General features: G+C 34.4%; 21 protein-coding genes and 1 pseudogene. 17 read left to right on the top strand and 5 right to left on the bottom strand.

All coding sequences use genetic code 11. The annotated features are described in order from the left end of the window. The first annotated feature begins 76 nt into the window (after positions 1 to 76). From prpD to DN410_RS03525, 5 genes are all read left to right on the top strand, one after another. The gene (prpD, locus tag DN410_RS03545) at positions 77 to 1,513 is read left to right on the top strand and encodes a 2-methylcitrate dehydratase (RefSeq protein ID WP_098214746.1); all 1,437 of its coding nucleotides are present in this window, start codon (positions 77 to 79) and stop codon (positions 1,511 to 1,513) included. Between the two features lie 18 nt (positions 1,514 to 1,531). After that, positions 1,532 to 2,440, top strand: coding sequence for a methylisocitrate lyase (gene prpB / locus DN410_RS03540; protein WP_000312630.1), 909 nt, complete (start codon positions 1,532 to 1,534; stop codon positions 2,438 to 2,440). Between the two features lie 152 nt (positions 2,441 to 2,592). Beyond that, the gene (locus DN410_RS03535; protein WP_149175378.1) at positions 2,593 to 4,302 is read left to right on the top strand and encodes an acyl-CoA dehydrogenase family protein; all 1,710 of its coding nucleotides are present in this window, start codon (positions 2,593 to 2,595) and stop codon (positions 4,300 to 4,302) included. A 16-nt stretch (positions 4,303 to 4,318) separates the two neighbouring features. Next, entirely contained in the window at positions 4,319 to 5,209 is an 891-nt protein-coding gene (locus tag DN410_RS03530; protein ID WP_149175377.1) for an NAD(P)-dependent oxidoreductase, read from the top strand. A 36-nt stretch (positions 5,210 to 5,245) separates the two neighbouring features. Beyond that, on the top strand, positions 5,246 to 6,706 hold the full coding sequence (locus DN410_RS03525) for a CoA-acylating methylmalonate-semialdehyde dehydrogenase (RefSeq protein WP_149175376.1): 1,461 nt from the start codon (positions 5,246 to 5,248) through the stop codon (positions 6,704 to 6,706). A gap of 71 nt (positions 6,707 to 6,777) precedes the next feature. Here DN410_RS03525 and DN410_RS03520 read toward each other — a convergent pair whose 3' ends face one another. Both DN410_RS03520 and DN410_RS03515 read right to left on the bottom strand, forming a co-directional pair. Further along, positions 6,778 to 7,410 carry a LysE family translocator gene (locus DN410_RS03520; protein WP_149175375.1) on the bottom strand — a complete coding sequence of 211 codons (633 nt, stop codon included), beginning with the start codon at positions 7,408 to 7,410 and terminating at the stop codon, positions 6,778 to 6,780. A 223-nt stretch (positions 7,411 to 7,633) separates the two neighbouring features. Beyond that, entirely contained in the window at positions 7,634 to 8,686 is a 1,053-nt protein-coding gene (locus tag DN410_RS03515; protein WP_149175374.1) for an enoyl-CoA hydratase/isomerase family protein, read from the bottom strand. Positions 8,687 to 8,997: 311 nt separating this feature from the next. On the opposite strand from DN410_RS03515, the gene DN410_RS03510 reads away from it, so the two are divergent. The 4 genes from DN410_RS03510 (at position 8,998) to DN410_RS03495 (ending at position 13,935) form a co-directional block, all read left to right on the top strand. After that, positions 8,998 to 9,255, top strand: a complete 258-nt coding sequence (locus DN410_RS03510; RefSeq protein ID WP_149175373.1) for a hypothetical protein — start codon at positions 8,998 to 9,000, stop codon at positions 9,253 to 9,255. 182 nt (positions 9,256 to 9,437) lie between these two features. Continuing rightward, positions 9,438 to 9,677 carry a DUF2584 family protein gene (locus DN410_RS03505; RefSeq protein ID WP_149175372.1) on the top strand — a complete coding sequence of 80 codons (240 nt, stop codon included), beginning with the start codon at positions 9,438 to 9,440 and terminating at the stop codon, positions 9,675 to 9,677. Between the two features lie 14 nt (positions 9,678 to 9,691). Next, complete coding sequence (locus DN410_RS03500) at positions 9,692 to 10,849, top strand: exonuclease SbcCD subunit D (RefSeq protein WP_149175371.1); 1,158 nt, start codon at positions 9,692 to 9,694, stop codon at positions 10,847 to 10,849. Next, complete coding sequence (locus tag DN410_RS03495; protein WP_149175370.1) at positions 10,846 to 13,935, top strand: AAA family ATPase; 3,090 nt, start codon at positions 10,846 to 10,848, stop codon at positions 13,933 to 13,935. The genes DN410_RS03500 and DN410_RS03495 overlap by 4 nt, the downstream gene beginning before the upstream one ends. 107 nt (positions 13,936 to 14,042) lie before the next feature. Here the strand turns inward: DN410_RS03495 and DN410_RS27820 are convergent, their stop codons facing one another. Next, a complete protein-coding gene (locus tag DN410_RS27820) occupies positions 14,043 to 14,216 on the bottom strand; it encodes a hypothetical protein (RefSeq protein WP_179958573.1) in 174 nt (57 codons plus the stop codon). Positions 14,217 to 14,558: 342 nt separating this feature from the next. Here DN410_RS27820 and DN410_RS03490 point away from each other — a divergent pair, with 342 nt between their 5' ends. Continuing rightward, entirely contained in the window at positions 14,559 to 14,858 is a 300-nt protein-coding gene (locus DN410_RS03490) for an ArsR/SmtB family transcription factor (protein ID WP_000214795.1), read from the top strand. 58 nt (positions 14,859 to 14,916) lie between these two features. Here DN410_RS03490 and DN410_RS03485 read toward each other — a convergent pair whose 3' ends face one another. Further along, positions 14,917 to 15,102, bottom strand: a complete 186-nt coding sequence (locus tag DN410_RS03485) for a YkvS family protein (protein WP_000646790.1) — start codon at positions 15,100 to 15,102, stop codon at positions 14,917 to 14,919. 424 nt (positions 15,103 to 15,526) lie between these two features. Between DN410_RS03485 and DN410_RS03480 the strand changes: the two genes are divergently transcribed. The 5 genes and pseudogenes from DN410_RS03480 to DN410_RS03460 all read left to right on the top strand — a co-directional run bounded on the left by DN410_RS03480 (position 15,527) and on the right by DN410_RS03460 (position 20,368). After that, a complete protein-coding gene (locus tag DN410_RS03480; RefSeq protein ID WP_149175369.1) occupies positions 15,527 to 16,729 on the top strand; it encodes an L-lactate MFS transporter in 1,203 nt (400 codons plus the stop codon). A 390-nt stretch (positions 16,730 to 17,119) separates the two neighbouring features. Continuing rightward, a pseudogene (locus DN410_RS03475) lies at positions 17,120 to 17,376 on the top strand (hypothetical protein); the annotation flags it as partial. Positions 17,377 to 17,662: 286 nt separating this feature from the next. Beyond that, the gene (locus DN410_RS03470) at positions 17,663 to 18,742 is read left to right on the top strand and encodes an RNA-guided endonuclease InsQ/TnpB family protein (RefSeq protein ID WP_149175368.1); all 1,080 of its coding nucleotides are present in this window, start codon (positions 17,663 to 17,665) and stop codon (positions 18,740 to 18,742) included. A gap of 298 nt (positions 18,743 to 19,040) precedes the next feature. Continuing rightward, positions 19,041 to 19,796 (top strand): 4'-phosphopantetheinyl transferase Sfp, encoded by a 756-nt coding sequence (gene sfp, locus DN410_RS03465; RefSeq protein ID WP_149175367.1) that lies wholly within the window; start codon positions 19,041 to 19,043, stop codon positions 19,794 to 19,796. A 29-nt stretch (positions 19,797 to 19,825) separates the two neighbouring features. Further along, positions 19,826 to 20,368 (top strand): chorismate pyruvate-lyase family protein, encoded by a 543-nt coding sequence (locus DN410_RS03460; protein WP_149175366.1) that lies wholly within the window; start codon positions 19,826 to 19,828, stop codon positions 20,366 to 20,368. Between the two features lie 43 nt (positions 20,369 to 20,411). Here the strand turns inward: DN410_RS03460 and DN410_RS03455 are convergent, their stop codons facing one another. Continuing rightward, positions 20,412 to 20,684, bottom strand: coding sequence for an HU family DNA-binding protein (locus tag DN410_RS03455; protein WP_001043908.1), 273 nt, complete (start codon positions 20,682 to 20,684; stop codon positions 20,412 to 20,414). A 203-nt stretch (positions 20,685 to 20,887) separates the two neighbouring features. Here DN410_RS03455 and DN410_RS03450 point away from each other — a divergent pair, with 203 nt between their 5' ends. Then, positions 20,888 to 21,655 carry a DUF3891 family protein gene (locus DN410_RS03450; protein ID WP_149175365.1) on the top strand — a complete coding sequence of 256 codons (768 nt, stop codon included), beginning with the start codon at positions 20,888 to 20,890 and terminating at the stop codon, positions 21,653 to 21,655. A 14-nt stretch (positions 21,656 to 21,669) separates the two neighbouring features. Then, a complete protein-coding gene (locus DN410_RS03445; protein WP_149175364.1) occupies positions 21,670 to 22,200 on the top strand; it encodes a DinB family protein in 531 nt (176 codons plus the stop codon). Positions 22,201 to 22,225 lie beyond the last annotated feature (25 nt).

Raw genomic sequence — 22,225 nt, 5'->3', positions numbered from 1 at the left:
GCCGCCCGCCAGATGGGTGTTTGACCGACACCCATCATTAATAATAACGAATTTTCGACAGAAAGGGAAGATTAGCATGATTAAAACAAATGAAATTAAACAAAAAGATGCATTATTAGAAGAAATTACGGATTATGTATTAAATAAAGAGGTTACTAGTGCAGAAGCATTTAGTACTGCTCGCTATGTATTATTAGATACACTTGGATGCGGAATTTTAGCACTTCAATATCCAGAGTGTACGAAATTATTAGGACCAGTTGTACCAGGAACAATCGTGCCAAACGGTACACGTGTACCAGGAACGTCTTACGTACTAGATCCAGTGAAAGGTGCATTCAATATTGGATGTATGATCCGTTGGTTAGACTATAACGATACTTGGCTTGCAGCAGAATGGGGACATCCATCTGATAACTTAGGCGGAATTTTAGCAGTTGCAGATTATATTAGCCGTGTTCGTATTTCAGAAGGAAAAGAACCGTTAAAAGTACGTGAAGTATTAGAAATGATGATTAAAGCTCATGAAATTCAAGGTGTACTTGCTTTAGAAAACAGCTTAAACCGTGTTGGTCTTGACCACGTATTATATGTAAAAGTAGCAACAACTGCTGTAGTTGCGAAAATGCTTGGTGGAACACGTGAAGAAATCTTTAATGCATTATCACATGCGTGGATTGATAATTCTAGTCTTCGTACATATCGTCATGCTCCAAATACAGGATCACGTAAATCATGGGCAGCAGGTGACGCAACGAGCCGCGGTGTTCATCTTGCAATGACTGCTCTAAAAGGTGAAATGGGTTACCCTACAGCATTATCTGCACCAGGATGGGGATTCCAAGATGTATTATTCAATAAACAAGAATTAAAATTAGCTAGACCATTAGAGTCTTATGTAATGGAAAATGTATTATTCAAAGTTTCATATCCAGCAGAATTCCATGCACAAACAGCTGCAGAATGTGCTGTGAAATTACATCCGGAAATTAAAGGAAGATTAGATGAAATTGACCGTATTACAATTACAACTCATGAATCAGCAATTCGTATTATTGATAAAGAAGGTCCATTAAATAACCCAGCTGATCGTGATCATTGCTTACAATACATTACGGCAATTGGTTTATTAAAAGGAGATATCGTTGCGGACGATTACGAGGATGCAGTAGCAAATGATCCACGTGTAGATGAATTACGTAATAAGATGGTTGTTGTTGAAAACAAACAGTACAGTTTAGATTACCTTGACCCGAACAAGCGCTCAATCGCCAACGCTGTTCAAGTTCATTTCAAGGATGGCACTGTAACAGAGAGCGTGGAATGTGAATATCCACTTGGTCACCGTTTCCGTAGAGACGAAGCGATTCCAAAAGTTGTTCAAAAATTCACTGCGAATATGGCAGGTCATTATTCTAATAAACAACAAGAACAAATTCATGAAGTTTGTTTAAATGAAGAAAAACTAGAAAATATGAATGTAAACGAATTTGTAGATTTATTCTTAATTTAATAATAGGGGGAATCTAGAATGGCTTGGGTTGTGGATAAACAGTCAACACAAGAAGAGCTTGCGAATCGCTTCCGAGCTTTAGTAGAAGCAAATGAAATTTTACAAATTCCAGGTGCTCATGATGCAATGGCAGCTCTTGTTGCGAAAAATACAGGTTTTTCAGCTCTTTATTTATCCGGAGCTGCTTATACTGCAAGCAAAGGGCTACCAGATTTAGGAATCGTGACGTCTACTGAAGTAGCAGAGAGAGCAAGAGATTTAGTAAGAGCTACAGATTTACCTGTTCTTGTTGACATTGATACAGGGTTTGGTGGTGTATTAAATGTAGCGAGAACCGCTGTAGAAATGGTGGAAGCGAAAGTAGCAGCTGTCCAAATTGAAGATCAGCAATTACCAAAGAAATGTGGCCATTTAAATGGTAAGAAACTCGTTACGACAGAAGAATTAGTTCAAAAAATTAAAGCGATTAAAGAAGTTGCACCGAGCTTATATATTGTAGCGCGCACAGATGCTCGTGGTGTAGAAGGATTAGATGAAGCAATTGAAAGAGCGAATGCATATGTAAAAGCAGGTGCAGACGCAATTTTCCCAGAAGCGCTACAATCAGAAGAGGAATTCCGTCTATTTAATAGCAAGGTAAATGCACCTTTATTAGCGAATATGACTGAATTCGGAAAAACACCGTATTATAGTGCAGAAGAATTTGCGAATATGGGCTTCCAAATGGTTATTTATCCTGTAACTTCACTTCGCGTTGCAGCGAAAGCGTATGAAAATGTGTTTACTTTAATTAAGGAAACAGGTTCTCAAAAAGATGCACTTTCCAATATGCAAACGAGAAGTGAGTTATATGAAACAATTTCATATCATGACTTTGAAGAGTTAGATACTGGTATTGCAAAAACAGTATTATCAGAAGATCAATAGATAAAACAGCGAAGGCGATGAAAATACATCTTTGGCAAAATAAAATGCTTGATGTGAAAAATCATCGTCTTCTATTTTCAAAAAAGATATTCCACTCATCGTAGACGAGCATAAGCAAAAAGCTATGAAAGCCGAATGATAGGGGGATACATATGGAGAAAACGAAGTTACCATGGGATGAATTTTTTTCACTCAAAAAAGATGTAAATCATACGTACTATACACCAGAAGATTTTTCAGGTGATGAGGAATTAATCGCAAAAACAACGGAACAATTTGTTAAACAAGAAATTGTTCCACAAATGGAGAACATTGAACAACATAACTATAAAGTTTCTCGTCAATTATTTGAAAAGGCTGGGGAACTTGGATTATTAAGTATCGAGGTCCCAGAAGAATACGGCGGGTTTGAGTTAGGAAAGGCAGTTTCAGGACTAGTAGCAGAAAAAATGGGATACGCTGGTGCATTTAGCGTTTCATTTAATATACACGCTGGTGTAGGTACATTGCCTTACATATATTACGGAACGAAAGAACAAAAAGAAAAATATTTGCCGAAAATTGCGTCTGGAGAATGGATTGGTGCTTATGCTTTAACTGAGCCAAATGCTGGTTCTGATGCTTTAAGTGCAAAAACGAGTGCAGTATTAAATGAAGATGGTACTGCTTGGAAGCTGAATGGTGAGAAGCAGTGGATTACAAATGCTCATATGGCAGATGTATACGTTGTTTTTGCAAAGACAAATAAAGGAATGACAGCGTTTATTGTCGAAAGAACATGTGAAGGTGTATCCATTGGATTAGAAGAAAAGAAAATGGGCATTAAAGGTTCTTCAACAGCGACTCTTATTTTAGAAGATGTTGTCATCCCTGCAGAAAATGTTTTAGGGGAAGTTGGGAAAGGGCATCACGTAGCTCTTAATATTCTTAACTTTGCTAGACTAAAACTTGCTTTTGGAAATATTGGAACAGCAAAGCAAGCAATTGGATTGTCCGTTCAATACGGAAAAGAACGCAAACAGTTCCAAACGGAATTAGTAGACTTTACGATGATTCAAGAGAAAATTGCAAATATGATCATTGCTACCTATGGAGCAGAAAGTGCAGCGTATCGTACAGCAGGTGTAATTGATGAGGCAATTCATGAGAGTGATGAGGATCTTATGAAGAAAATGTCTCAATTTGCAATTGAATGTGCACTAAATAAAGTAAATGCTTCTGAAACACTTGGTCACATCGTAGATGAAGCTGTACAAATTCATGGTGGATACGGTTATATGCAAGAATACGAAGTAGAACGTTTATATCGTGATGCTCGAATTAGTCGTATTTTTGAAGGAACGAATGAAATTAACAGATTAACAGTTGCCAAAATGTTAATGAAACAAATGGAACAAATTGAAGATACTGAAGTAGAGATTGATGTAGCAAATGTCGAAAGAAACCATCGTTACATTTTATTAGCGAAAAAATTGTTGAAACAATCTTTGAAAACGCTCTCTAAAACTCCAGGGTTAAAAATTGATCAAGAGCAAGAATATTCACGTGTAGTATCAAATATGTTAACGGACGTGTACGTCATGGAATCAGCATTTTTACGTACGAGTAAAGCGATTAGTAAAAATGGTGAAGAGAAAGAACGTACGAAACAAATGATAACTGACGTTATTTGTGAAGAAGGCTATCGTAAAGTAGAAGAAGCGGCGATTTCTATACTTTCAGCGGCTGTTACAGAAGAACAAGATAGACACGTAATTTTAGCTGAAATTCGTCAATTATTAGTACCTTTATACACGAACGTATTTACAAAAAAGAGAGAAGTTGCGAAAGCTATTATAAATCGCGGAAAGTATATTGTGTAAATAGGAGGAAAGCGATATGAAAAAGATTGGTTTTATCGGCTTAGGTAACATGGGTCTTCCAATGTCTAAAAATTTAGTTAAATCAAGTTACACAGTATATGGAGTGGATTTAAATAAAGAGGCCGAAGCTTCCTTTGAAAAAGAAGGAGGAATTATCGGCTTATCAATCTCAAAATTAGCAGAGACATGCGATGTGATTTTTACAAGTTTACCTTCACCTCGTGCTGTTGAAGCGGTATATTTTGGAGAAGAAGGATTATTTGAAAATAGCCACTCGAATGTCATTTTAATTGATACAAGTACAGTATCTCCACAGTTAAACAAACAGTTGGAGGAGTCGGCGAAGGAAAAGAAAGTAGACTTTTTAGCAGCACCTGTTAGTGGTGGTGTAATTGGGGCAGAAAATCGTACTTTAACATTTATGGTTGGTGGATCAAAAGAGGTATATGATAAAACTGAATCTATCATGGAAGTGTTAGGAGCGAATATTTTCCACGTTAGCGAGCAAATTGATAGTGGTACAACGGTTAAATTAATTAATAATCTATTAATTGGTTTTTATACAGCTGGTGTGAGTGAAGCTTTAACATTAGCGAAAAAGAACAATATGGATTTAGATAAAATGTTTGATATTTTAAATGTAAGTTACGGTCAAAGTAGAATTTATGAGCGTAATTATAAAAGTTTCATTGCATCAGAAAACTACGAGCCAGGTTTTACTGTAAATCTATTAAAAAAAGATTTAGGCTTTGCGGTTGATTTAGCGAAAGAAAGTGAACTCCACTTACCAGTAAGTGAAATGCTATTAAACGTATATGAAGAAGCAAGTGAAGCAGGATATGGTGAAAACGATATGGCTGCTTTATATAAGAAAGTTAGTGAACAATTAATTTCTAATCAAAAATAATAGACTTATAAACATCATAAAAAAGGAGAGAATATAATGATTACAACTGAAATTAAACGAGTAAAAAATCATATTAATGGTGAGTGGGTAGAATCTACTGGTACAGAAGTAGAAGCAGTTCCAAATCCGGCAACTGGAAAAATTATCGCTTACGTTCCACTATCTCCGAAAGAAGATGTTGAAAAAGCTGTTGAAGCGGCAAAAGCAGCTTACGAAACATGGTCTAAAGTACCAGTTCCGAATCGTTCAAGACAATTGTATAAATATTTACAGCTTTTACAAGAAAACAAAGAAGAGCTTGCAAAAATCATTACGCTAGAAAATGGTAAAACATTAACGGATGCAACTGGTGAAGTACAGCGTGGTATTGAAGCAGTAGAACTGGCAACATCTACGCCAAATTTAATGATGGGACAAGCTCTACCGAATATTGCTAGCGGCATTGATGGATCGATTTGGCGCTACCCAATTGGGGTTGTTGCTGGTATTACACCGTTCAACTTCCCAATGATGATTCCATTATGGATGTTCCCACTTGCAATTGCTTGTGGTAATACGTTCGTATTAAAAACATCGGAAAGAACGCCACTTTTAGCAGAGCGACTTGTAGAGTTATTCTATGAAGCTGGTTTTCCAAAGGGAGTATTAAACTTAGTACAAGGTGGAAAAGATGTTGTAAATAGTATTTTAGAAAGTAAAGATATTCAAGCTGTTTCATTCGTTGGCTCTGAGCCAGTAGCTCGTTACGTATATGAAACAGGTACGAAGCACGGAAAACGTGTGCAAGCATTAGCTGGTGCGAAAAACCATGCAATTGTAATGCCAGATTGCAACCTTGAGAAAACAGTACAAGGTGTAATTGGATCTGCATTTGCAAGTAGTGGAGAGCGCTGCATGGCATGCTCTGTTGTAGCGGTAGTAGATGAAATTGCTGATGAATTCATCGACGTACTAGTAGCAGAGACGAAGAAGCTAAAAGTAGGCGATGGTTTCCACAAAGATAATTATGTTGGTCCATTAATCCGTGAATCTCATAAAGAACGTGTGTTAGGCTATATTAATAGCGGTGTAGCTGATGGGGCAACTTTATTAGTAGATGGTCGCAAAATTAATGAAGAAGTTGGAGAAGGTTACTTTGTTGGTGCAACAATCTTTGATGATGTAAATCAAGAAATGAAAATTTGGCAAGATGAGATTTTTGCTCCTGTATTAAGCATTGTACGAGTTAAAGATTTAGAAGAAGGTATCAAACTGACAAATCAATCTAAATTCGCAAATGGTGCGGTTATTTATACGTCAAATGGTAAACATGCACAAACGTTCCGTGATAACATTGATGCTGGTATGATCGGTGTAAACGTAAACGTTCCAGCGCCAATGGCATTCTTCGCATTTGCAGGAAATAAAGCTTCCTTCTTTGGTGATTTAGGTACAAATGGTACAGATGGCGTTCAATTCTATACACGTAAAAAGGTTGTAACTGAGCGCTGGTTTTAATAAAGAATAAATAGCTAAATCAGTTATTAAATGAAAAACACCACACTGTAGATGTGGTGTTTTTCGTCTTGTTAATTACTTTTTTCAAAAGCTAGTTTAATGCCAAAACCAATTAAGACGATTCCTGTCAACCCTTGAATATAACGTTGCGTCTTCGGTTTTTTCATAAAAGCACTAATTTTATCAATTAAAAATATATAAAAAGCGAACCAAATAACTGTTAAAACGAGGTAAGTAAGGCCCATTACGAGAAGTTGGATAAGTGTATTATGATTTGGATTTAAAAATTGCGGTAAAAATGTTAAAAAGAAGACTGCGACTTTAGGGTTTAATAAATTCGTAAGAAACCCTTGGCGAAAGCAAGAAGTGTGTTCGTCTTCATTATTCAAAGAAATATCGTTCGTATCAACGCCTTCTTTATTTCTTACTGCTAAAAGGGCTTTAATACCAATATAAATTAAATATAGAGCTCCAACGTACTTGAAAATAGAAAATAAAAGAGCTGACTTTACAATAAGTGCGGAAAGTCCGATTACAGCTGCTAATGTATGAATCAATAGTGCAACACATGTACCGAACACTGTTTTTACTCCACCCGCCTTACCAGCAACTAATGTGTTTTTCGTAGCCATTGCAGTATCAGGGCCGGGTAAAATAATAAGACAAATAGACATAATGATGAAAAGAAAATAATTTTCAATCATAGTCGCTCCTCCTTTTTATTTTTAGAATATTTGATTAAAATTAGTGTAGCACACATGCCGATTTAATAAAATTAAATTTTATTAAAAAATATTAAATAATAAAAAGGCTATATAGTCATGTAATTACACGACTATATAGCCTCAGTTTTATCCCGCATGAACGGGCGATTGGTGAGGGCGAATAATAAGCAGGCGATGAACCTCCGCTTATTAAAGTTTCACTTTATGCATTAAGTAAGTTAAAGAATCGATTTACATCTTCTTCTGAAACATCACTTAACTGTTTATATTGATAATTCGGATTTTGATCCTTATCAACGACAATGGAACGTACCCCTTCGAAGAAATCTTCATGCCTCATAAAATTTTTAGCAAGTATAAGATCCGTTGCGAAACAGTCTTCAACTGATTTTCCTTCTCCGTCAATAAGTTGCTTTAATGTTACTTTTAAGGAGATAGGAGATTTAGATAATAATATTTCTTTTGTTTTTAAAGCGAAAGGATCGTGTTCGTTCTCTAACGATTGGATAATTTCTTCAATTGTATCGAATGTAAAGTGAGTATTAATTTCTTCTAATGAAGTAGCGAGTTCGCTTTCTAGGTTAGGAGTAGATGTAAATGTTTGAATAACAGCTTTTAAACGAGTATGTACATCTTCAGCATGCCAATTTACATTATTAAGTTCGGCTAGAAAAGCAGGTAATGAATCAGAAGTCATAAAGTAATCAGCAGCATGAATAAATAATACGTCAGGAGCCTTTAAAATGGATGCTGTTAAAGCAACGTAACGACCTGAATATCCAGGTGCTTTGTTTAAGAAATATGCAGCACCGACGTCTGGGAAGAAGCCGATGTTCATCTCAGGCATTGCCCATTTTGTACGCTCTGTAACAATTCGATATTTCGCACCATTTGTAAGACCGACACCACCGCCCATTACAATACCATCTAAACAAGCGATAATCGGTTTTTTATATTGATAAATGTAAGTGTCAATTTCATACTCTTCCTCAAAAAAACGTTCTGCATGCTGTAAGGCAACTTCGTTTGAACGTGCTTCGTAAAGTGTTTTAATGTCACCACCTGCGCAAAATCCTTTTGTGCCAGCTCCTTTTAATACGATAACGGCAATACGCTCATCGTGCTCCCACTCTTTAAGTTTTTGTCCAATGGGCTGTAACATATCATAGGATAAAGAGTTAAGTGCTTTTGGACGGTTTAAAGTAATTGATGCAACACCGTTTTCACTAACAGAAAATAAAACGTGTTCAGTCATGATTCATCCTCCTTTACATATCTTCTTATTCTTAATTCTTTATATGTAGTGAAATGTCCTCTATAAATTTTGTCTAAAGTTGACGGTATGTGTTAAAATGGCCACCGCATATTTTGACGAGTAATATTTGCAGGATTTCGGAGATTGAAGATGAATATTACAACATTACTGTAAGAGTAAATATTTGAAGTCATGGTGATAAAAGCGCTATTATATATGTGTAAAATGTGTATAGTTACTCCAAAATAAAATTGTTGAAATAAAAAGAATGGTTTGCATGTTAATTAGAAATAGGGGAAGGAGAAATCGGAATGCCAGGACCTTTACTATTATCGGTTATTATTTTGTCTTCGTTAATCATAGGGATAGCTCAGTATTTTCATCACACAGATACGACAGAAGAAGTGAAGGATAAAGTACGTCTCGTATTTCCGATTTTTATAATTTCTATTTCCTTTTGCATTCTATTAAATAAGGATGGATACATTGTTGCTGTATTTTCATTTTTTGTAGCAATCGTTTTAATTACAGTTTTATATTATGTAATGAAGGACTTTATACAAAAATAAAGATGCTGTAATAGGCATTTTTATTTTAAGAATATATAAAATTTCACATACCGTATTTTACATAAATACATAAAACATCTCATAATAGAAAAGTACTTACTTTGTCGTGTATGTACTTGTCAATCTTGCATAGCCACTATACTATTAAAATGTAGAGATTATAAAAAGGGGTTGTATCTATCATGAAATTTGAGATGCACACAAAAATTATTTCAAATGAAAAAGAAGTAAGATTACATATAGAAGAAAACATATTTCAATTAATTTTGGATGGCTATCACTTATTTACGGTGCAAGAAATATTACCTTTATATAAATCAAATGAAGAAAGAATTGGTAGTGCAATGATACAAAAGTTAGAGTGGGAGAACGGAACAACTACGGTAACCTATCAACTCGTATCACTAAAATCAGTAAATTAAAGGAGAAGGAAATCATGAAGTTATTCCATACAGCGGATTGGCATTTAGGTAAGCTTGTTCATGGCGTATATATGACTGAAGATCAAAAAATTGTATTAGATCAGTTTGTACAAGCTGTTGAAGAAGAAAAGCCAGATGCCGTAATTATTGCCGGGGATTTATATGACAGAGCAATTCCACCGACAGAAGCAGTAGACTTATTAAATGATGTGCTGCAAAAAATAGTTATAGATTTACAAACACCAGTTATTGCGGTAGCTGGAAACCATGATAGTCCAGATCGTATCCATTTTGGAAGTAATTTAATGAAGAAACAGGGATTACATATTGTAGGACAATTTCAATTCCCATATGAACCTGTTGTATTAAATGATGAATATGGAGAGGTTCATTTCCATCTCGTTCCGTATGCAGATCCAAGTATAGTTAGACATATATTGAAAAACGAAGACGTACGTTCTCATGATGATGCGATGCGTATTTTTATGAATGAGCTTTCTGAAACGATCGATAAAGAGGCTAGACATGTATTTGTTGGACATGCATTTGTAACTTCTTCCGGAGAAGCAGAGGAGAATACAAGTGATGCGGAACGACCACTTTCAATTGGTGGTGCTGAATATGTAAATAGTCATTATTTTGATAAGTTTCACTACACAGCGCTTGGGCATCTACATCAAGCGCATTTCGTACGTAATGAGACAATTCGATATTCAGGTTCGCCACTTGCATACTCTATTTCTGAAGAAAAACATAAAAAAGGATATTACATTGTGGAGCTGGACGAGAAAGGTGAAGCAACAATTGAAAAAAGGCTACTTTCACCACGTCGTAAAATGCGAACAGTAGAAGCGGAAATAGATGATTTATTACAGCATTCAATAAGTGAAGATTACGTATTTGTTAAATTATTAGATGAAAATCCTGTCTTACAGCCGATGGAGAAAATACGCTCTGTATATCCAAATGCAATGCACGTTGAAAGAGCAATTCAAAGGCGAGAGCTTACAGATACAAATGAAGTAACTGTTTCAAGGCATAAAACGGATGATTTATCTCTATTAAAGGCTTTTTATAAAGAAATGAAGGGCTTAGATTTATCTGAAGAGAAAGAACGTCTATTTATTGAAGTTTTACAAACAGTGCAAGAACGGGAAGGTGAACGAGGATGAGACCGATTCAGCTTATTATGACGGCATTTGGCCCATATAAACAGAAAGAAGTAATCGATTTTGATGATCTTGGAGAGCATCGTATTTTCGCCATTTCTGGGAATACTGGAGCTGGAAAGACAACGATTTTTGATGCGATTTGTTATGTGTTGTATGGTGAGGCTAGTGGAGAAGAACGTAGTGATACGAGTATGCTTCGAAGTCAATTTGCTGATGATAATGTGTATACAAGTGCCGAACTAACCTTCCAGCTAAAAGGGAAACGCTATGAAATAAAACGACAACTGGGTCATAAAAAACAAGGGAATAAGACGATTACAGGGCATGCAGTAGAGTTATACGAAATTATTGATGGAGAAAAGGTACCAGCTGTAGATCGTTTTCATGTAACGGATGTAAATAACAAAGTGGAAGATTTAATTGGTTTAAGCAAACATCAATTTAGCCAAATTGTTATGTTACCACAAGGAGAATTCCGAAAACTATTAACATCTGAGACAGAAAACAAAGAAGAGATCTTACGTCGTATTTTTAAAACAGATCGTTATAAATTAATGCGTGAGTTACTTGATCAAAAACGAAAACAATGGAAAGACATTCTGCAAGAAAAACAAAAAGAACGAGAACTATATTTCCGTAATGTTTTTAAATTACCAGTACGTGATGGAGCATTATTAGAAACTTTAGTAGAGCAGGAGCATGTGAATACACATCAAGTAGTAGAGGCACTAGAGCAAGAAACAACTTGGTACGAAGCGGAAGTTGATCAATTGCAAGTAGAACAAGATGCTCAAACGAAGCAATTGAAGGATGCAGAAACACGTTTTCATGCAGCAAAATCTGTAAATGAGAAATTTATAGATTTACAGCAAAAGAATGAGAGATATAACACATTACAAGAAAACCGTACAGTCGTTGAAATGAAAGAGAACTCTTTTAAACGTGCGGAACAAGCGAAGCGTTTATTGCCATTTGAGCAATGGTATGAGGAAGCAATGCAAAATGAGCAGAAAGCTGAAAGTTTGTTAAAACAGATAAACGTAAAAAAAGAACATATACTAAACAATTTTGAGCTTGCTCAGGAGAAATATGAAGCAATAAAGAATAAAGAATCGGAACGAGAAGATGCTAAAAAACTTGTTCAAAGATTAGAAGAGTTACAACCAATTATTGCATCATTAACTGAAAAAAAGTTGGATTTACAAAATGCTGAAATTCAAATAGGGAAATTTAAAGAAAGTATGCAAAAGTTCGATCAAGTACTAGAAGAGCATATAAATCAAAAACAGAAAATGTCCGGTGAATTACAGCAATTAGAACAAGCACTTGAGCAATATGTAAATAAAGTAGAAGAACTAACAAATATGCGAGAAGATGCAAAGGTTTTAAAGCAAGCATATGATGTTTGGCAAGAAAAACAAAAATTCGAGCAAGAAAAAGAAGCCGCATTTACTAAGATGCAAGAGGCGGTTCGTGCGTATGAAAATATGGAACGCCGCTGGTTAAGTGAACAAGCAGGTATATTAGCACTTCATTTACATGATGGTGAATCTTGCCCAGTATGTGGTAGTACGAATCACCCGAAAAAAGCGACAGAGCAAAGTGATGCAATTGATGAAAAAGAGTTAAACGATTTAAGAGAAAAGAAGAACGTTGCTGAAAAATTACATGTTCAAGTAGAGGAGAAATGGAATTTTTATCGACTACAATATGAACAAGTGATAGAAGAAGTCATGAAGCGGGGGTACCACTCAGAACAATTAGTTGAAACATACAGTGCGCTCGTTCAAAAAGGAAAACAATTAGCAGCAGAAGTGAATACGTTAAAAGAAAGCGAAGAGAGACGTAAACAAATTGCTGTGAATATAAAAAGCATAGAAGAAAAAGTAGATGAACTTCAGAAACAAAAGCGTGAAGTAGAAACTATGCAACACCGTACAGAAATGGAGTGCATGCAACTTCGTACGTCATATGAACATGATAAGCAAAATATTCCAGATAACTTACAAACAGTTCAAGCTTGGAAAGTACAGTTTGACCAAGCAACGCAACAACTCAGATTAATGGAAGAGGAATGGAAGAAAGTACAAGAAGCATATCAACATTGGCAAAATGAGCATATACGTATTCAAGCAGAACATGAAAGTGCTTCTAATCAATACGAAAGTATAAAAGCGAAGAAAGAAGAGACTTTCACCCGCTTTATGAAAGAGCTAGAACAGAGCGGATTTACAGATCAATCTACGTATAAAGAAGCTAAGTTAAATGATGCTGAGATGGAAATGTTACAAAAAGAAATTCAAAGTTACTATTCATCTCTTGAAGTACTTGCAAAGCAAATCGAAGAGTTACATGCTGAATTGAAAGATAAACAGTATATGGATATTACTTCGTTAGGTGAACACATACAAGAATTAGAAATTAATCTTGATATAATTAAAGAAAAACGTCAACGCGCGCAAAATGCTGTAGCATATATTTCTGATTTACATGAAAATATTAGACGTATTGATGAACAAATTCATGAAGAAGAAAAAGCATTCCAAGAACTTATTGATTTATATGAAGTAATGAAAGGTGATAACGAAAGCCGTATATCATTTGAACGTTACATCTTAATTGAGTATTTAGAACAAATTGTTCAAATCGCAAATGAGCGACTACGTAAATTATCAAATGGACAATTTTATTTAAAACGAAGTGAACGAATTGAAAAGAGAAATCGTCAAAGTGGATTAGGCTTAGATGTATACGACGCATACACTGGCCAAACACGCGATGTAAAAACATTATCTGGCGGTGAGAAATTTAATGCATCGCTTTGCTTAGCACTTGGAATGGCAGACGTAATTCAAGCGTATGAAGGTGGTATTTCCATCGAAACGATGTTTATCGATGAAGGATTCGGTTCATTAGATGAGGAGTCATTAACAAAAGCGGTTGACGCTTTAATTGACTTACAAAAATCAGGCCGATTTATCGGTGTTATTTCACACGTTCAAGAGCTGAAAAACGCAATGCCAGCTGTATTAGAAGTAACGAAGCAGAAGGATGGGTGTAGTCAGACGAGGTTTGTGGTGAAGTAAGTTTGGAAAACAGAGTAGGAACCCATTTGGTACCTTTAGTGCAGTTTATATAATTAACAAAACGTCGTCTCTTCACAATTGAGGCGACGTTTTGTTTTACTATATATTTATGAATTATCGGAAGATGGCGGTGTATTTGCCAAACGGTTATAAGCCTTAAAAGCTGAAATTGCCGAGATAACACCACCTGCTAAAAATAAAGTTGATCCGCCAACTAAAATGATCCGACTGACATATGTCTCACGTGCTTCTTCGACTTGTTCTTGTGACGTTGTAGGCATATGAAATCCTCCTTTACATAATTGCTTTGTAAATAGTATATACAAACGCCTAAAATATGTTAAAATCACTGGATAGTTTTAAAGAGAAGATAATAGGTGGAGTATCAACTTAGAATATAAGTGGTTTAATAAATCTTCATTATAAATTTATGTAAACTTCACATACAGCACATATTAAAATTGTATTATGTATATGTGCCAAATAAATAAAGTGAATAATAGTAAGTTCTATTTTTGGAAATTGAAAATCCTATTATTTTTATATAAAGGTCTTGATTAGGAATTTTTAGTTTTGGAAATGGTTCTTAATAAAAAGGAATTCATATAAAAGGGGAATGTCTTATGACAACATATACGAGTGAGATGAAGAAAACTTTAGTTTCAGAAGAAGATGTAGATATTTTAAAAATTATGGCGCATCCAATCCGATTACAAATTGTGAATGAATTAAGCACAAGAAAAACGTGTAACGTAACACAATTAACAGAATTGCTAAATATTCCACAATCGACTGTTTCGCAACATTTATCAAAAATGAAAGGTAAAGTGTTACGAGCAGAGAGAAGGGGTTTAGAAATTTATTATCACATTAATAACTTAAAAGCGAGCAAGATTGTTAGTGTTTTAGGATATATAAATTAATGAAGTACTACAATATAAAATAGCCTCTGCTGCTAGGCAGGGGCTATTTTATATTGTTTTATGTACTTGCATTTAAAATTTTATAGTTTTTATGATTTACAATTGTTCGATCAAATTCAAAAGTACCACCGCTTACATTTGTAATTTCAACTAAGACCGATTCAGTATAAAGTTTTAGTACAGATCCTGTAATCTTTAAATTATTTCTTTGAAAAAGTATAGTATCCCCTACGTTTGCTTTCATAGTACCCCCTCATTAAAGACAGAAATATTTTTTTATTATATATATTAAACCACGGATAGATATATTAGTGAATATTTAGTTTTGTTTATCAATAAAATATTTCTTGTCTAATAAAATAGTATAGAGTACTCCTATGTTAAAAGTTATATTTTATTGAAGTTTATTATATGCATTCTAAATTGTTTCAGCATTAGCGAAACAACATCTCTATGTAAATACTGCAGCTTAAAAAGCATTTTGTTGTATTTCGTCCTTCGTATTCTGTAACTGATTCCATGTTTTTGACGCTCTAGCTTGTAAGTGCTTACATAAACAGAAACATTTTATACAATGAGGGTGTTAAATCAAATGAGGTGGTCAAAATGAACATTAAAAAAGCAAATTTGGCGTATGGCATTGAAATAGAAAGAGGAGGCGGGATAATATGAAAAAATCAAATGTAAATCCATGGCTTGTTGTCCTTGGCACAGTCATTGTACAAATGGGGCTTGGAACGATATATACATGGAGTTTATTCAATCAGCCTTTAGTAAGTAAATACGGTTGGAGTCTGAATGCGGTTGCTATAACTTTCTCAATTACTAGTCTTTCTTTAGCATTTTCAACGTTGTTTGCGAGTAAATTGCAAGAAAAATGGGGACTTCGTAAACTCATTATGATAGCTGGACTAGCATTAGGACTAGGATTAGTACTTAGTTCACAAGCTTCTTCTTTAGTATTACTTTATGTACTAGCAGGATTTGTTGTAGGTTATGCAGATGGTACAGCATATATCACTTCACTATCCAATTTAATAAAGTGGTTTCCAGATCGTAAAGGTTTAATCGCTGGTATTTCTGTTTCTGCATATGGTTCGGGTAGCTTAATCTTTAAATACATTAACGCACAGTTGATTGAATCAGTTGGTGTATCACAAGCGTTTATATACTGGGGTGTAATTGTTACAGCTATGATTGTGATTGGTGCTTGTTTAATCCATCAAGCTACTGATCAAGTTGCAGTTCAAGAAACAAAAACTAAGGAATTTACAACAAAAGAAATGTTAGGTACAAAACAAGTATACTTATTATTTATTATGTTATTTACATCATGTATGAGTGGCTTATACTTAATCGGCATGGTAAAAGACATCGGTGTTCAACTTGTAGGGCTTAGCGCAGCAACAGCAGCTAATGCGGTGGCTATGGTTGCAATCTTCAATACATTAGGTCGTATTATTCTAGGGCCGTTATCAGATAAAATCGGTCGTTTAAAAATTGTTACTGGTACATTTGTTGTTATGGCGACTGCAGTCTTGGTTCTAAGTTTCGTAGATTTAAATTATGGTATCTACTTCTTATGTGTAGCAAGTGTAGCGTTTTGCTTTGGTGGAAATATCACTATTTTCCCAGCTATCGTGGGTGACTTCTTCGGTATGAAAAACCATAGTAAAAACTACGGAATTGTGTATCAAGGATTTGGATTTGGAGCACTTGCAGGTTCCTTTATCGGTGCACTTTTAGGTGGATTTAAACCAACCTTCATGGTGATCGGCGTATTATGTGTCGTGTCATTTATAATCGCAATTTTAATTCAAGCACCTAATCAGAAAAAAGAACAAGAGGAAGAATATCGCAGCGTAGCGTAAGTGTTTAAATATATAGTAAAAATATGAAAGGAAAGTGGTTAGCAAACCACTTTCCTTTTCTCTTTATAAACTATTTTTTGATTGTTTTTCTAAACCCAGTCTATATAGTTTACAAAATTTCACTGATAGAAGAGTCAGTAAAATAATTTAGTTGGATAATATCGGGATATTATTAAGTTGTGTATTGTAGGTGCAGGAATCTACAGGCTCTATTTTTGAATTTCAAAAATTATGGATTAAATTATTATTTAAAGTACTTTTTATTGCTTATAGATGGAGTTTGTTATAGAAATTCAAGGAAGTTTTATCTGAAAAATAAAAAAAGATTGACAATATTATTGAGAGACATTATCATTTCGGTGAAGGGGATGAAAATCATTATCAATCTATCAACTTTCTGCTTTTTACAATATTGTACTAGCTTCCATGGGGAGAGCGACTACTATATTTAATGTGCAAAAACGATTAGGATCTGCGATAGGGGTTGCTGTTTTAGCTAGTATACTATCTGGTTTTGGAAGTAATAACGTAAGAATAATGTAAAGTCAGATTTCTTACCATATCAAGCGGAATTAATTGGATCAGCAATATTTTTACTTACAGCTTTTCCCGAACAAGAAAGTCCATCGCCTTTAGGCATAGGATGAAAGTGAGGTCGGATGCGGAGTACCACTAAAAATCGCAAGGTTCGTGGTACTTTAAGTATCCAAAGTATAGGTAGTTTCTTCGGGGGTTTTTGTTGGGATTTTTCAAAAATAGATGATATAAATAGAATAAATGATGATAGAAGAATATTTCAAAGTGTTTGAGAGGAAAATCTCCTCGTTTTATGCAGTTGTAAAGTTTATAAACACGTTCTGATTTCGTGACGATTGCTATAAATGTATCAAATGAACACGATGTTGAAAATCAAAAAACAAGGGGATGAAACGTATGTCACAGACCCTAACAGTGAAAGTGAAATTGATTCCAACAAAAGGACAAACCCGTTTATTGGAACAAAGTAGTCAAGAATATATCAAAGTTATAAATAGACTTGTATCGGAAATGGTTAAAGCAAAGAAAAGTACGAAAAAAAGCACAAAAGATATTGAAGCAAATATCCCAAGTGCGGTGAAGAATCAAGCGATTAAAGACGCGAAAAGTTTGTTTGCTACAAAAGTAAAGAAAAGCCATTATAAAATCATTCCGATTCTAAAGAGACCTGTTTGTGTATGGAACAATCAGAATTATTCATTTGATCCCACTTATATTTCAATCCCATTTAAGGTAGATGGAAAGTCGACTCGTGTAAAAATCCGAGCTTTATTAAGCGATAAAAACAATCGTAATCTGAATCTGTTAAAACATAAATTAGGTACACTTCGCATCACAAAGAAATCGAATAAGTGGATAGCCCAAATATCTGTCATACTCCCTACAAATGTAAGGACAGAAACGAAAATTTTAGGAGTAGACTTAGGTCTCAAGGTCCCCGCGGTAGTAATCACAGATGATGATAAGGTTCGTTTCTTTGGGAATGGTAGGCAAAACAAATATAGAAAGCGTAAGTTTCGTAGTGTTCGTAAGAAGTTAGGAAAAGACAAAAAAGTAAATGCCATTCGGCGAATAGATGATAAAGAGCAAAGATGGATGCAAGATAAAGATCACAAAATAAGTCGTGCGATTATTAATTTTGCGATTGCAAATCATATTTCTGTCATTCGATTAGAAAAACTAACGAATATAAGACAGATGGCAAGAACAAGCCGTAAAAACGAAAAAAATCTACACACTTGGTCATTCTATCGTTTGTCAAAATTTATTTCGTATAAAGCAATGCTAGCTGGTATTCAGATTGAATATGTGAATCCAGCTTATACAAGTCAAAGTTGTCCGAAATGTGCTAAAAAGAATAAGGCTCGAGATAGAAAATATAAGTGTCCATGTGGGTTTAAGACACATCGTGATATCGTTGGAGCGATGAATATTCACTACGCAACTGTGATTGATGGTAACAGTCAATCAGCCTAAGCACCTTTATGGTCTGGTTTAGGAGAGGCAATGAGATGCCCTTATCTTGAAGGCTGTTCAAAACAGAAATGGATTGCGAACGATTAGTCATTCAAGAATCCCACCTGTAAATCCGTAAGGATTCGAGCTTACGACTTTAGTCGTGGGAGTCTCAAGTATTTCTGATAAAGAGGTAATGTCAAAGAAGAAAGAAAAAATGTTATCCGTATCACAAACAGAGAAAGAACTTGTCAATGAATAGCAATATACGTATGCTTTATTAATAAAATTGATATAAGTAATAAAAAGGAGAGTTTACATGATAGAGAGTAAAGTTGTAGATTCTGTACCAACCCTTAATGAGAATGATTGTCAAATTTGGTGGGCAAGAATTTCGGATTTACAATCATGGCATTACAATTTACTAAATGATGTGGAGAAAGAAAAAGCAAATTCCTATCACCATTCAGCAGATCGTGAACGTTTTATAATAGGCTGCGTAATTAGTAGATTAGTTCTTGGAAAGGTACTTTCTATGTCGCCAGTTCAAGTACCGATTGATCGAATGTGCCCAGTATGTAAGTTACAACATGGCAGGCCACAATTGCCAGAAGGGATGCCGCAACTATCAATATCACATTCAGGCGATTGGGTTGTTGTTGCATTTACGAAATCTGCACCTGTGGGCATTGATGTTGAACAAATGAATCCAAATGTAGATGTTAGTAAAATGGCAGAGGGCGTATTAACAGATATTGAAATAGCGCAAGTTATGGAATTACCTAATGAGCAAAAAATAGAAGGTTTTTTAACATATTGGACTCGAAAAGAAGCAGTATTGAAAGCGACAGGTGAAGGATTATTGATTCCACCAGTACATATTACAGTATCAGCTCCAAATGATCCTCCAAAATTGTTGAATTTTAATGATAGGCAAGAGTTAGTTGAACATACAGTGATGGAAGATGTAAGCCCTTGTTTAGATTACATGGCTTCCGTTGCAATATTTAGTGCAGAAGTGACTGAAATTACACAATTAGACGCAGTATCGCTTTTAAATCTTAAATCAGTTTAATAAAATCTTTTATAGAAGAGGTGTTCCTCATGTTAGTAGCGGAAAATAGAACAAATGAATTCACTTATAATGTAAAAGCAATTAAAAATATTTTATTTTCTGGAGATACATCACCTATTCATGCTTTAGAAATGCTTTTGAATGATACAGTTCAGTTCGAGGTTCTCGAACAAGAGATACTTGATAGACAGTACATTCCGAAAGAAGCAAAGAATTTCTTTGATAAAGATGGAACATTTCTTTACCGCGTATCTCATATTAGTTATAAAGGTAAGGTGTTATCTGAAAATCTAATTTTTGCGGACACTTCGTTTTTATCGAACACAATAAAGAGTGAATTAGAGGGTGGAAATATTCCAGTTGAAAAGCTTATAGAAAAAATGGAAGTAAGAAGAAACGTATTATATGAAGGGTATCAGCCTTCTGGAAATATTATTGAGTTGTTTGATGGATGTTCTGTTACGGCGAATGTTTATCTAACTAGAAAATATCAAATTGTAAGTAATTGCAAATGTATATTTTATATTTGTGAAGTTTATCATGCGGAAAATATAAAGGAAATGCTTAAATAAGTAATAAACAAGAAACCAGCCGATAAAATGGCTGGTTTCTTGTTTATTTAACAGCTTCTTTTAATTCTTTACCTGCTTTAAATGCTGGAACTTTACCAGCAGCGATTTGAATTTCTTCACCAGTTTGTGGATTACGTCCCGTACGGGCAGATCTTTCACGCACTTCAAAAGTTCCAAAGCCAATTAATTGAACTTTATCGCCAGATTGTAATGCATTAGCAATTGTGTCAAATACAGACTGTACAGCTGCAGAAGCATCCTTTTGAGAAATATCAGCTGTTTGTGCCACATTTTTAATTAATTCTGTTTTGTTCATGTTTTCACCTCATAAAAAAATTTTGGAATGAATGTTTTAGTATAATGGATAGTAAAGATAGAGCTACTACTATGATTAGAAAGAATGCTATATAGTTATGTTAATTTCGTTGCTAGAGACTGAATCCCTGCTAATATTTGGGGATTTATTAAGAATTGATGTATAGAACAAGCTGTATGATGAAGATGAGGGGGAATATACAGATGATTTTTCGTGGGAAAAATGAGAAAGAGAGTATATTAATTCGTCAACATGATCATGGTTTTTTAGCTGGAGAGATTGCAAAGCATATAAAAGAAGACTTTTTTGAAGATAAAACATATTTAAAAGAGACAATTGATGCAATATATGAGCATGATAGAGGATGGATAGAACTTGATAAAGTACCAATTTTGAATGATGCTAAAAATATCCCATATACATTTATGGATTGCCCAAGTTCATTGCGCTTCGTTTTTTATACGATTGGTTTGAATGAAATTGAAGATTCAAATCCTTACGGAGCATTACTTTGTAGTAAACATTTTTTATCATTTCCATTACACGAGGAAGATGAAGAGATGATGTCTTTTTATAAACAAGAATTGGAACGACAAAAAAGAATATTGAAAACGTTAACAAAAGAACAGTTTGCGATGTTCGATAAACATTATAGATTACTAAAGTTTTGTGATGAGCTTTCTTTATATGTGTGTATGAATAAACCTGGTGTAAAAAAGAATGATGAAATTGATTTGTTTCAAGATGGTTTTGAAGGAACAGAAATGTTTAATAACAAAGATGATAAACTTATACAAGCTGAATGGGTGGATGAAGAAACGATTCGGATTACACCGTTTCCATTTCAAACGGAATTTCATGCGTATGTAGGTTATACAACTATAAATAAATATGTAGTTGAAGAAAAAGGGATTGCAAAAGCTGATAGAGAATCGGAAAAGGAGAAACAAATCATTCGTTTCATACAATAAGGAGGCGATTTCGATTGAAAGAGTACATGTTAAAACAGGTGGATTATCATGCTTGGGCTAATATAAGGTTATTCAATCGACTAAAAGAATTATCAAACTATGAGACAATCTTTAACGAAAAGATACAAAGTGTATTTCCATCAATTAAAGATACTTTTGCGCATATTTATATTACAGATCAAGTGTGGTTACACATATTACATGGTAAAAGTATGAATGAGGCAATACAAGACCGAGAAAATTTACGAAAACAAATCGAAACTAAATCGTTACATGAATTAGAAAAAATGTTTGAAAACATGTCAAACCAATATAAAGAATTTTTAAGTACAATACAAGATGTAAATGCTATATTTGTTATCGAGAATCCATATGTAGGGAAATTAGAAACTTCGATTTTAGAGTTAGTACAACATGTCGTAAATCATGGTACATATCATAGAGGAAATATAACAGCAATGATTCGTCAACTTGGTTATTCATCGACAATGATGGATTTTGTACTGTATTTACATATAGTTCAGAAGGGAAAAGAATTGAAATAGAGCAAAAAGGAATGGCTTATTTTAA

Origin of the sequence: Bacillus sp. SH5-2 (assembly GCF_008368905.1) — a bacterium.
Lineage (GTDB): Bacteria > Bacillota > Bacilli > Bacillales > Bacillaceae_G > Bacillus_A > Bacillus_A luti.
The sequence above is the reverse complement of the archived record's forward strand: the minus strand, read 5'-3'. Positions and strand labels throughout refer to the sequence as shown.